This is a genomic window from Mycoplasma sp. 4079 (genome assembly GCF_047785185.1).
Classification (GTDB): domain Bacteria; phylum Bacillota_I; class Bacilli_A; order Mycoplasmatales; family Metamycoplasmataceae; genus Mycoplasmopsis.
The window spans coordinates 1-14,704 of sequence record NZ_JBLNNG010000004.1; the positions used below are offsets into that span (position 1 = coordinate 1).

The following is a 14,704-nucleotide window of genomic DNA, read 5'->3' on the forward strand; positions in this document are numbered from 1 at the left end:
TTTTAAAACCTTTTGAAATTGCTAAGACTAAATAGTATTTTCCGTTTTGTTTTTTTCTGCATAAGTTGTATTTCATATTCTTTATTATACCATTTTATGTGTGTAATGTAAGTAAAAAAATAAAATTTCTTTTGCTTCATATATCTATAGATATATGGATTAAAAAACGACCCTTAAAAAAAGGTCAAACTTGGAAACTCGGGAAATAAAGAACTGTCTACTTTTCTTATGCTAGTTTAATTGCAAAAAATGTACAAAAAAATCAGCACCAAGCAAATTTGGTGCTGATTAATCGACTGATTTTCTTGTTAATTATTAATTAACAATTATTTTTTCTTACCAAAGATAAAGATAGCAGCTCCTAATAATCAAGTTGCTACTGAAGCAGCCATAATGTATGGTCAAATCACCATTGGTGAGTTGTTTTTTAATGCTTTAGTAATAGCTGTTGTAAGCACATTTAATCCTTTAATATCTCCAACTTTAGAAACTAATTGTTTAATGTTTTTAAGGTCTGTTAAGTTAAGTTTATTCTTAGCTTTTGTAGATGTTTCAAAGTAATTGTGTTTAATTACAGCATTTGCTAAAGTATCGATATTAGCAAGATCTGAAGCGTCAGTTAATGATTTAAAGTTGTTTCTTGATTTGTTTGCTGTAATTGAATCAACTAAATCAAGTAAGTTTTGAGATTTAGCAATAGCAGCTTCTCCATTTGCATCTGAGAATGCTTTTGAATTAAATTCATTAATTGCTTTAACAACATTTTCTCTATGTTTGTTTGAAGCATCTGTTCCATATGTACTTTGTAAGTATTGGTTCGTTAAATCATTTAATTCATCTACTTTTTTATCATAGTTAGATTTATTTAAAGCTTTAGCGTCTTCAATAGCTTTTGCTAATGTTTCAATATCTGTAGCGTTTCTAATTGCTTCAGAAGCTTTGAATTTTTCTGAATCTGATGAATATGGTTCATCTGATAAGTATGGAAGTTTAGAAATTTCTTTAAGAGCTTTTTCTTTACCAACATCTAGGTTTGATCTTCCATCAAGAGCAGCAGTTGCATTGTTTAATTTATTTGTTAAATCAACGATGTTGTCTACTGGCTTATCAAAGTTAGTAATATCTTTAATTGCTTCTACATTAGCTTTAGCTGTATCGAAGTTAGCTTTTGGTTGTTCTGAAGCTTTTGTGTAAGCAATTGTTTCTTGTGCTTTAGAAGCTTTATCTAGAGCTTCTTTAGCATTATTCATTAAAGTAGCATTGTTTACGATGTTATTTACATCTGCAACAGCTTCTTTAGCATTAATATTAGCTTTAGCAGCATCTTTTTGTGCTTCTGATAAGTTGGTTAATTTATCAATTTCTTTAATTGCATCAGTTTTAGCTTTAGCTAATCTATCTTTACCATCAAGGTTACTAATAACATTTGCTAATTTGTTTGTTAATGATTCAATGTCTTGTACTTTGTTTTCAAAGTTCATTGTATCTTTAATTGCATTTACAGCATCTTTAGCTTTATCAAATGCATCTTTAGTAGTATCTGAAGCTTGTGTGTAATCAACTTTATCTAATTTGTCGTTAGCAGCTTTTAATGTAGCTAATGCATTGTTTAATAATTTTGCATTATCAACAATGTTTTGTACTTTTGCAAGTGTGTTTGTTCCTTCAGATTTAATTAAATCTTTAGCAGCAGTTTTTTGAGCGTCTGATAAGTTTGTTAATTGATCAATTTTATTTTTAACATCTTGTTTTTGAGCTTCTAATAATTTGTTAGCAACATTAGCGATAGTTGTTTGCTTTTCAACTTCAGTTTTAGCTGCTTCTTTCTCAGTCTCTGATAAGTTAGTTAATACATTGATATCAGCATTAGCATTTCTTTGAGATTCTTTTAATCTTGTTTCACCATCAAGTTTATTATATGCAGAAGTTAATCTGTTTTTTGCAGCTACTACTTCCCTTTGAACTTCATTGAAGTTATTTATATTTTCATAAGTTTTTGCATAAGTCAATGCTTGATTAAATTCATCTTTATTTGGTTCTTTTCTAGCTTCTGTATAGTTAGGAGTTGTTAATGCATCATTAGATAATTTTATTATTTTTCTTAAGTTATTGATTTGTTCAATATTGTTCTTAATAGTTGTTGCAGTAGATAAAAATTCTGCTGCTGCAATTTGTTTTCTGGCTTCAGCTTTTTGAGTTTTTGATAAAAATGAACTAGGGTCGTTAACTATAGCGAGTGCTTGTTCTTTAACTGCATCAACTAATTTTTGTCCATTTAAATCATTTCTAGCACTTTGCAATTCTCTTAAAGCAGTATTAACTTGCTCTTGTGTTGCATTATTATCATTTAACACTGCTTTAGCTGCAGAAAGCTGTTCACGATATTTTGTTTGAAAACCTGCTAAAGAGTCAGTATATGGATTTTTTGCATAAAATTCTGGTGTTGCCAAATCACACTCTTGTTGAAGTGCTGATTTATCAGCTACTTTGTTTTTTGTATAAACTACGTCATATTCGACAACATTTGAAAATTTAGAAAACACCCCATTATTGTCAACAGAAAAACGACCATTAATATTTTTTCGGAAGGTCATTGTGTAACCCTCAATTTGAGGTGGTGTATAATCAACACTATTTCCTCTTTGAGTGTTGTCTGTTTTTTTTGCATAGTTATTGTTAGGATCAGCGTTAACAATGTCCTTAATTAAGAATCTTTGTTCTCTTGTATTATTAGTAGAAGTTACAGTAGTTTCAGGGAATGTAACAACTTTTGAATATAATGAACCTGAATTATAAACTGGTGCTGTTATAGTTTTTGTTAAGACTGCACTTGAAGCAGGTATTTGTGTATCCGAATCAATTCCATTAAATGTTTGTTTGATAACAACCGGATAGTTATCAAATTGTTTTTCTTTTTTAGCTCTTTCTCCTCTTAAGATAACATCAACATATTTTCCTGAGAGTTGTCTTGATGAAACTGATTGGAAAACCCCTGAGAATGCACCTTTTGCTACATTTGGTTTTGATTCAGTTGTAAATTCAATTGTGAATTTATATCTACTAGAACTTCTTGTTTGAAAAATTCAACCAGAAGTAAAATCTTTGTTATAAGTTTTTAAACCATCTTCAAATTGTCCGGCGAAGCTATCATATCTATCTGCTATTTCGCTATATGATTTAATATTTTCTCCACCTAAAAGTTTTGGATTATTTCCACCTTTAACATAAGGATTAGTTTTTACACTTCATACTTCAGCTCAATATAAAATTTCCTCTCAGGTTTGAGCTTTGTTCTTGGCATTTGCATATCATTTAAGATCAACACCATTATCGCTAAGTGCTTGACTAGGATCTTGACCTGAAATTCAAGATTTTTCTAATGTACTGATTCTTCCTCAATCATCTCGTGATTGACGTGTTATTTTGATTTTTGAACCATCCTTAATCTTTAAATCATCAGTAAGTGCAAACATAAAATATGAGTGTTGCTCGTCCTCTTTATTACCATCTTCTCCTATAAGAGCAAATTCTTTAAAGAAATCTAAAGTTCAGCTAATTTCATCATTAGCTTTCGGTGTTTTAGTTATACCAATTGATCTGTTTAAATATGAATCTGGACGCGTTCTTTCTTCATTTCGTCAAACTCAACCAGAGTAATTTCAATTATATGTACCTGTGTCAGTTGAATCATCTCAAGCATATTCTTTTAGATTTGGAGCTTGAATACTATCATATGTCCAACTATTATTTCAATTTAGAATCCCTTCACCGGCTTTACCTCTTTCAGGATTTGTAGTTGTTACAGTTTCAGTTGTTGCACTTACTGTTGTAAGTAAAGCAAGTGGAGCTGTAACTGCTGCACTTAAAGGTAAAAGAATTCATTTTTTCTTGTTTTTTAAGTTCATAAAATTTCCTTTTTTAATAATTACTTAAGGAAGCTAAAAATATTAATTTTTAAGCTAGAAAAGCACTTATTTTATTCTATTTTATAAGTTAAATATTCATATTAACTACGTTTATATTAGCATAAAATCATCTTTGAGGCATCTTTTTTTTTTTTTTTTGCAAAAAAGTGTAATTTTTTACATATTTTCACTCTTAAAGTTTCACTTTTATGAAATTTTTATATTTTTTAAAATGTAAAAAAATCAGCACTATTTTTATCTAGTACTGATTGATTTTGATTGTTTATTAATCGTTAGTTAATTTCTTATTTTTTTCTACCAAATACAAAGATTAACATACCAATTAATCAAGTTGCTACTGAAGCAGCTACAAAGTATGGTCAGATTAAGATTGGTGAGTTATCTTTTAATGCTTTAGTAATAGCTGTTGTAAGCACATTTAATCCATCAATATCTCCGGCCTTAGAAATTAATTGTTTAATATTTTTAAGGTCTGTTGAGTTAAGTTTTTTCTTAGCTTTTGTAGATGTTTCAAAGTAATTGTGTTTAATTACAGCGTTTGCTAAAGTATCGATATTAGCAAGGTCTGAAGCGTCAGCTAACTCTTCAAAGTTATTTCTTGATTTGTTTGTTGTGATTGAATCAACTAAATCAAGTAAGTTTTGAGCTTTAGCAATAGCAGCTTCTCCATTTGCATCTGAGAATGCTTTTGAATTAAATTCATTAATTGCTTTAACAACATTTTCTCTATGTTTGTTTGAAGCATCTGTTCCATATGTACTTTGTAAGTATTGGTTTGTTAAATCGTTTAATTCATCTACTTTTTTATCGTAGTTAGCTTTGTTTAAAGCTTTAGCATCTTCAATAGCTTTTTGTAGTTCTTCACTTGATGTAGCGTTTTTAATAGCTTCAGAAGCTTTAAATTTTTCTGAATCTGATGAATATGGTTCATCTGATAAGTATGAAAGTTTATCAAGTTCTTTAAGAGCTTCTTCTTTAGCAGCATCTAAGTTTGCGCTTCCATCAAGTGTAGCAGTTGCATCGTTTAATTTATTTGTTAAATCAACGATGTTGTCTACTGGCTTATTAAAGTTAGTAATATCTTTAATTGCTTCTACATTAGCTTTAGCTGCATCAAAGTTAGCTTTTGGTTGTTCTGAAGCTTTTGTATAAGCAATTGTTTTTTGTGCTTTAGAAGCTTTATCTAGAGCTTCTTTAGCATTATTCATTAAAGTAGCACTGTTTACAATGTTATTTACATCTACAATAGCTTCTTTAGCATTAATATCAGCTTTAGCAGTATCTTTTTGTGCTTTTGATAAGTAACTTAACTTATCAATAGTAGCAATAGCATCTGCTTTAGCTTTTGCTAAGTTTGAATCTCCATTTAATGCTTTGTAAACATCTTTAAGAGTTTGCACTTTATCTTGTAAGTTTTCTACAGCGTTTTCAAAGTCTTCTTTACTTTCTAATGAATTTAAATTATCTAATGCTGTAGTTAATGCATTTTGTTTGTCTGCATCAGCTTCTTTGAATTGAACTTTTTCTTTAACTGGGGTAATGTCTTTAATTGTCCCTAGAGCAGCATCAACTGCTGTTGTATTTGAAACAATGTTATTTACATTGTCAATTGTATTTTGTTTTTCAACTTTAGCTTTAGCAGCATCTTTTTGTGTTTCTGAGATGTTTTGTAATGCATCAATAGTTTTCTTAGCTTCTTTTTTATACTTGTCTAATTCAGTTAAGAAACCACTTAAAGTAATAGTTTTAGATTGTTCTGATTCAATATCAGTTAAGTTTTCTTTAGTTGAAGCAATTTTATATTTAAAGGTAATTGAACCATCGGTATCATCAGCACTTAATTCAATAATTTTTAAATTAACTTGATTAATCGCTTCATTATCTAAGTTCATATCAAAATATGTGCTTAAATTATTTAATACTTCATCTTTATTAGCTAATAATTCTGAAGGTAAAATTTCAGCTTGATTATCTAATTTATATTCAACATGAGATTGAATTGTATCATCTGCTAATAAATTATTAATTCTTTCTTTTTCAGTTAAAAATCCGTTAATAGTGAATTCTTTATCATCAACATGAATGTCATTTAAACCGTCTCTTGTTGAATAAATGCTATAAGTACCGCTTAAAGTACCATTTCTATCATCACGAGTTTTATTACTAATTGTAATATTTGTGGTTTTAACGTCATTTTTATTTAAATTACCGATAGTAATTTCAGTATCTGAAGCTTGTTTTTGATTTTTATCACTAACACTATTATTAAAATCAAAAACTAAACCTTCTAATCTTTGTAATTCAGTTTTGAAACCGCTTAATTTATTAGTATTAGCACTTCTTGTTTCATTAACAACAATTTCTGCACCTTCTAAACCTGGTTTAGTTGATTGCAAGGTATAACTTACTTTGATATATCCTTCACGATCATCACGTTCAGTAATAGTTAATGAATTTTCTTTAACTTTAATTTGATTTTGTTCTAAAGTTTCATTATTCTTTAATTTAACAATTACTTTTGAATCAATTACATCATTTTTATTATAAAGAGGTAAGTATTGATCACGATTTGTAAAATCAAGCACAATTTTCGGTAAGAAGTCTTCAATTCTTCTTTTCTCTTCTTCAGTATTTGTTAAGAAGCCAGCAAAATTAACAGGAGTTGATTCTTTAGAAATTACTTGTTGTTCTTTGAATGTTTCTTTTCAATTGCTTACTAATTTTTTCAAATCAGTTTGATCAGTATTTACTTGTCTATTTGAAATTAATTTGTATTTAACTCCAATTTGACCAGTATTATCATTTGCATCTGTTAGAAGTAAATCAGAGCTATGATCGCTTGTATTGTCGGCATTTTCTTTAATTGAAGCACTAAAATTATCTTTATTTAATGTTGAAGCTTTTTGAGTTTCTTTATTAACAGTGTTATTTAATGAAATATTATATGGATTTGTGTCAACTAATTTATTTAATCTTTGTAATTCTGTTTCAAATCCACTAATAATAATTTCTTTAGTATTAGAAACCACAGAAGCAAAGTCTGGTTTAGTTGATCTAATTTGGAAACTTAAACGAATTTCACCAGTTAAATCATTGTAACCAACAATTTTTTGATTAACAAATTCATAATTATCTTTATTTAATGTATCTCAAGTTCAATTAGTGGTTGCATTTGTTAAACTTGAAGCTTGTTCATTTGCTTTATTTGGATAATCAATACGATAAAGAACACCATTTTCAGCTTTGTCACTAAAATCAATAGAATCTAATCTTTCTTTTTCTTTTTGCGCTAAAGTTTTAAAGCCACTTAAAGTACCTGATTTATTATATTGTTTGCTTGAAGTTACAGCATTCAAGTTTTGTGAATTAACTGTACCTCTATTAGAAATAATTTGTCAAGTATAACTAATTTCACCTGTGTTATCATTAGCTGATTTATCTACTACTTTTAAGTTATAACTTGTATCTTTATTAGTTGCTAATTTATTTAAAATTAAGTCTTTTAATAATTGTGATGCCGTTCATTTATCATATTGGTCGTTTGCAATATTTTTAATTCCAGCTTCAATTGCTAAGTTTTGAATAATTTCATCAAGACGCATTTGCTCAGTTTTAAAGCCTTTAATTTGTGCGTATTTATTATCTGAAATTACATCTTTATAAATTTCATCGCTTTTTTCAGAAACTAAATGGTATTGGATTCTAATAGAACCTTCAATTTCATTTCTTGCATCAATATTATCAATTACAACTCTAGCTTCTGGATTAGTTTCTTTAATAGTTTTAATTACTTTTTCAATAACTGTACTTGAAGGTAAAGTTGTAGTTTTGTTTTCATAATCTAATGCAACAGTCAAATTATTTAAACGTGTTTTTTCTGCTTCACGATCAATTTTATCTTGCTCTGCCTTAGTTCTGAAACCAGATACACTAATAGAACCTAAATCAGTATTATCTGAAACAGGTGTTACAAAAGGAGCATTAGGATCAACTTCTCAATTAGAAATTAATTCAGCTTGAGTTTTGGTTGATCTAAGTTCGGCTTTAATATTAACAGTTCCTGCAGCATCATCTACACTTTCTTTAGAAACATTAATTAATTCAGCTTTATTTTCATTGCTTTGAGTATAGTAGAAATTACTTAAATCATCATTATCATCTACTGCTTTTGAAGGTATTGATAATGATTTTTGTGGATAATCAACATTAATATTTTGATTATACATCTCTTGACGTAAATTATTTAATCTACCTTTTTCAGTTAAATAATTATTAATAATAATTTCTTTTGGTTCTGAAACTACATCTTGACCGTTTTTGTTACTAATAACTTTAAATTGAACTTTTAAAGCCCCAATTACATCATTATAACCAATTACATTAGTATTAGTGATACTAATTCTTTCGTTAGCGTGATTGTCTGGAGTTTTGAAAGTTAAGTTAATATCATTATGCTTAGAAGCATCATTGAAAGTAGAAGCTAATTTAGTTGCATCACCTAAACCGACAAATTCAGCATTGGTATAGGCATCAATAATTTCCTTTTCTCTTTCAATTGGACTTTGAAAACCACCAATAGTAATTTCTTTAGTTACACTTGAAGTAACGTCACCTAAATTATCTTTAGTAGAAGTTAAATTATAAGTAACAATTACTTGTTGATTATTGTTTGGATCTACTTTTACATTAGTAATTGCGATTTTAGCTTTTGAATCACTTAATAATTTTTGGTTTGGACTCAACATATCTTCATTTACTTCTGAAGCTAAAACTTTATTTTTAGCTTTTTGCCCAGCATAAGTAATTTCTTTAGAGATTGTGTTGTCATTGATTACTTTGTCTAATCTTTTACTTTCAGTTAAAGTATTAAAAGTAGCAGTTCTTACCTCAGTAGAAACAATATCATCTAAACTAGTTCTTTTTGATTTAATCTTGTATTCAACAGTAAATGCTCCGGTTTTATCATTAATAGAATTTGAAACAATTTTAACTTCATAAGCTTCATCTGTTTCGCTTGTAGCAAAAACAATATCGCTTGGTTTTATTTCAGAAGCAGTTTTATTTAATTTAACATTTTCACTTAAAGTAGGTTGATAACTAAGAGCATCAATTCTTTCTTGCTCAGTTTTATATTTATCCTTAGTTTCTGATTTAAAAGTATAAGTTTTAACTGCAGTTTCTGCTTTAGTTAAATTTTCTTTAGTTGATCTTAATTTATATGAAATAGTTAAACTACCACTTCGATCATCTTGATCAGTAATAGCTAATTCAACCACTTCAGCTTCGCTATTCTCAGGTAAAGTTACAGCTAAAGCACTATTAATGTTAGCAGCAGAAATTTCAGAAGGCATAAGTTGTGCATTTTTATTTGTATAAGTAACGTTTATATCATTTAAACGATCAACTTCTTTGTATTTTGTGGTTCGATATGCAGTAAGAAGTACATAATTTGATCACTTAGAAATAATAGGTTTCGGATTTTCTTCAACAGGTTCTCAATTTACTGAGATTAAATCGGTTCTGGCTGAAATTATTTTAAAACAAACATGAGCTTCTCCCTTTGTATCATTTGGATAGATATATAGTTCGGGACTAATTGTTACATTTTGATTAACTAAATTATCAGCAATTTTAGTTGTGAAATCATCTGAGTTTAATTCAGAAGGTAACTTGTTTGAATGTTCTTCGCCACGTTTTTTATCAACAATTTGGACCACTCAAGTATCTTTAATTAATTCATTAATTCTATCTAATTCAGTTTTAAAACCAGAAATAGTAACAAATTTTTCTTCTGATTTTACTTTCTCTAAGCCAGGTTTAGTTGATTGCAATTTAAAGCCAAGTTTAATTTGTCCAGTAACATCATTGTAGCCTACAATTCTTTTTTCAGCAAAAGTATATTGGCCATCAATTTCTGGACTTCAACTTCACTTACTGCTATCTAAATCTTCTATGGTAACTTTAGAAGCTAAAATTTTAGATTTATCACTTCTATCAATACTATAACCACTTAAGCCATCTAATCTAGTTTTTTCACCATTTTTAAATCCGGTGATTGTTACGCTATTAGCATCAGATTTTGGCACTGTATAAGTGATATTATCTAAATTATTATCTTGTCTTCAGAATAAATCTTCTTTAGATTTAGTTGAAGTTAAAGTGAAGTTTAAAGTACTTCTACCAAAATCAGATTCTTGATTAATGTTTGTGATATCGAAAGTTAATTCTTCATTTGTTGCATTTGAATATGAATAATTAGCTTTATTTTTAGCAGTTTCTGAATTAGCTAATTCATTGGCAGCTGTAAAATTAAGACTAATTTTACTTTTATCTTCATTAATACTATTAGCAATAGTATTTAATCTTTGTTTTTCAGTTTGATAATTATCTTGAGTATCTGCTTTAAAAACGTAAGTTTGCACTTTAGTTTTAACATCAGTTAACTTGGCTTTAGTTGAAACTATTTCATAAGTAATTTCAAGTTTACCATCAACATCATTAGCAGCAACTACTTGTATATTTTGAATAACGGCATCTGGTTGATTATCATCGATTTCCACAGTAAAAGGACTTTGATCATTAGCATAATTTTTAGCTACATTAGTAGCAAATAATTCTGGATTATTATTAGTGTGATTGATAGCTAAGTTATATAAACGATTACTTTCATCAAGTTTAGATTTAAGATTGCTTAATTCTTCTTTTAAAGCTTTAAAGTTAGCAAAAGCTTTAGTATAAAGTCCACTGTAATTATTTGGATCTTCTTGTTCAACTTGATTGAATTTATCTTTATTTTGATTACCATCTGCTAAATTTGAATTAAATGCAGTAGTTAATTTTGTAGTTAAACTATCGGCATCTTTTTTGAGTGATTCAATAGCATTTTTATAACCGACATTAGTATCTACCACATAATTAGTTTGTCATTGGTTAATTTTATTTAATTCTTTACCAATTGCTAGGTCTAAGGCTTGAACTTTTTTAAATTGATTTTCTTTATCATTTTCATTAGTAATTGTAGTATCAATTTCTTTTAACAATTGTTGTTTTAATTCAACTGTCATATGTTTTAATTCATTTTGTCTTGGTAAATATGAACTAGAACCATCTAATTTAGATTTGGCATCTTCAAGATTTCTTAATAAAGTTTCAATTTCTGTACTATTAGTAATTGTTTTAGTAGCAGAATCATCAATTACTGCCTCGGTTTGCTTAATATAGTTTTTATAATTTTCTTTTTCGGTTTGAGTTTTTTCATAAACATAAAGTTCATCAGTAATTTCACCATTATTATTTGGTTTAAGTGAATCAGGCAATTTATCATAGTAATCTTTTAATGCTTTCATTTGTGTATTTAAATTAGTTGCATTTGTTTTAAATGTTTCATAATTTTTAGGATTTACATAATTACTATCATTACTATCTGCAATATTTATTTGATCAATTAAAGCTTGTTTTTGCTTAGCAGTTAAATTAGTTAATGAACGAATATGATCAATTAATGCTGCTTTATCATAAATTAGTTTTAAATTTGCATCATTACCAAATTGAGTAAATTCCTTGCTAATTGGATTAAGTTGTGCTTCATTGATTAATCTTGAAAATTCTGTCTTCTCATTTTCGGTTAAATTAGTTAATTTATTTAATTTAGCAATTGAATTAGTTTTAGCTTTAGCAAAAATTTTATTAATTTGTTCTGCTAATTCACTATTATTTGTGCTTCAAACAGCGTCTTTAACTGCTCCATTATTACCTTCATAGTTATTTTGTAATCTTTCTAATAAAGCAGCAAATTCTTGTCTTTCAGTTTCAGTGCTTTCAACAAAAATAAATGAATCAACTGCTTTTTGAGCTTGATTTTTGTTACCATCTAAAGCATTTAAACTTTCAGTTAATAAATTAAGCCCATTATCCAATTTAGTTTTAAAGTTGTTAAACTTAGCATAATCAGTTAAAAAACCTTTACTTGGATCATTTAAAAAGATTTTTTGGTATTCTGCATTGTCAAAAGCATCAATAAATTTATTGTATTTTTCACCATCTTCATGAGAACTAAGAGTATTTTCAGAAACAGTTTCTTTTCAACTTCCATCGGCATTTTTTAAATTATTGTTAATTCAAGTTACATAATCATTTAAATATTTACGCTTCAAAATTGCATCAGCAACTTCTGCTTGGAATTGCTTCAATGTTTCTAAATTGGTATTTGAATTGGTTTCAATTAAGTTATCAATACCACCATTAGTTGCAGTTAATTTAAACTGATTATTGATAATGTCAATTGCTTTTTCTTTAAATAATTTAACTAAATTATCTTTTTCAGCTTGAGTTAAACTTTTGTATGCTTCAGGATAATTTTGACTAAACTCACTAGTTGCAAGATCATTAATCTTACCACTAATTGTTTTGTCATTAGCAACTTTGTATCCATCTAATTTCGCCACTTCTTGATCATAGGTTTGGTGATCTTTACCTAAAATTCCATTTAATTTAATACCTCAATCAGTAGCAGTTTTTTGCCCTTGTGGCAGAGGCTGATCGCTTTTTAAGGCATTTTTTCCACTAGATAAAAATTCATGAAGTTTTTCAACCATTTCTTTTAAATTTTGAGTAGAAGAATAAGCAAAATTTAATTGAGAAATTAATTTGTTTTCATCGCTAGATAATCCTTTATTTGCATCAGAATAATAAATTTCATCAACTTCTGAAGCAAATTGAATCGTAGGAATCATAAATCTCAATAATTTAATAAAAGTGTATACATACTTTTTATCATCAGGTGTACTTCTGGTGTTATGATCATCAAATCAAACATCACTTTCATTCTTATTTTCACCCCTATTTTTAAATTCATTATTAATAAATTTTTGAACTAATTCACTAACTCAACCTGATAAATTAGGGAAATCTGTTTGTAACATTTGTTCAATCCTTAATCTATCAGTAATAAGAGGAGTATAGGCTAAATCATTAAAAACATAAAAACCTTGAGAATCTTTAGTTGTGTTAGCAAGTTTTGCTTCTGCAATATTTCATTGATTTTGGAAATTAGTGTCTTTAATTTTTGCTTTAATTTTGAAAGTGCTTGGATCAATATTATTAAGTGGTGAATTTAAAGTGTATTCACTATAATATTCTCTTGCATTATTTATGTTATTGTATTTTGTTCTATCTAAATCAAGTAATTTAATTTCTGTTCCATCTTTATTAGTGTAATAAAGACCTACTTCATACAATTTATTATCAATTTCATCATCTTCTCTTCTTTTAAATGATTTAGGTAAATATATGTTAGCTTCAGATGAATTAACTGTTTCTTTGATTCTAAATTTGTATTCAGTTGATTTAGTTTTTTCACTTCTTATGATAAATCCAGATTCACCTTCAAAACCAGAGTTAAATCCAACATCAAAAAGAGTGTAAGCTCCACCTAAAAAGGTTGGAACAGAAGTGTTGCCATTTCATTTAAAATTAGGATTATCAACTGTTTCAAATTCAACAACTACAACGTTGTTTGATCACCCCCTATTTCTAGCATTTGGTGCATCAATGAAAAAACTAAACATATATCCAGCATTTTTTTCTAATAAATTTCAAAAACCAATACCTTCATTATTTAATAAATCTTCATCATACAAGCCATCATTTATTAATTGTCTTGCTACTTCACCATTTTCAAATTTATTAATTTTTTTAATAGATTTATGATAGAAACCAGGTGTTCCTTTTCCAAGGGTAGTAACTTGGTCGTTAATTAATCTATTAGCAATATTTGAGCGGCTATCACGAGTTAAACCATTTTTTTCAGCAGTTGCTTGTTCTTCTGCTGTTCAAGGGTAGGCAGAATTAGTTCACAATCCTCTTAATCTAATTTCGCTATTATTGTTATATCCGGCTGCTCCAGCTGTAGAAGTATTTTCTGGATTTACTCAGTTAACAATGTTTTGTCACTTATCTTCAAAGTAAGGATTTTGAGAATAAAGCGGATTAATAAAAGTGTAATCACTTTTATTGGTTGGTAATTTAGTTCATGAAACCGGAATTTCCTTTGTTGAAACATTTGCATAATCAATAGCATTAATATCAGCTGGATAAAATGAAAATTTAACGAATGAATTATCCGCTAAAATCATGTCTTGAGAAAAATAAAAACCACCTAAATATCTGTTTTCTCTAAAATTAGCTGGTTGATCTTTATGAAAAATTAATTTTCATTTTCTACGTCTACCATTTAATGATTTATCATCAACCCAATTACCTCTTTTAGTAAATCTGTCAAAATAATTTGTATTTAAGAAATTAGGATTTCTATTATCAGTTACTGATGGATCACCAATAGTTACTAAATTTTGAGTTCCTTTATATCCATAGAATTGATACCCGTTTCCATTGTCATATGAACCATATTGACTATATCTTGTATTAGAATAAATGTCAGTATCTTCATAAAAGAAACTGTCATATTTAGTATCATTAGTATCTTTACCCATATAGATAGGAACTGAAGAAATTAAAAGTATAGATGAAGAAAGGGTAGCGCTTAAAAGCGTAAATATATTTTTTTTCTTCATAAATGAAGTCTCCTGTTAATTGTTTTAATTAAATATAAATATATACACATTAAAATAAACATAAAAATAACTCAACTCATGCAAGTTATTATTAATGATTTCGAAATACATATGAAATCATTATATATATGTATATGTATATGGATGTATTATACATCTTATAGAAGAGCTTATAGAAGAATTATAAAAAAAACAAAACGTTTTGAA

At 27.8% G+C, this 14,704-nt stretch carries 2 protein-coding genes; both read right to left on the bottom strand.

The genetic code is table 4. The features are described from left to right. Positions 1-326: 326 nt before the first annotated feature. A complete protein-coding gene (locus ACMZI9_RS01220) occupies positions 327-3,905 on the bottom strand; it encodes a hypothetical protein (RefSeq protein ID WP_416099073.1) in 3,579 nt (1,192 codons plus the stop codon). 305 nt (positions 3,906-4,210) lie between these two features. Further along, on the bottom strand, positions 4,211-14,497 hold the full coding sequence (locus tag ACMZI9_RS01225; protein WP_416099074.1) for a lipoprotein 17-related variable surface protein: 10,287 nt from the start codon (positions 14,495-14,497) through the stop codon (positions 4,211-4,213). Positions 14,498-14,704 lie beyond the last annotated feature (207 nt).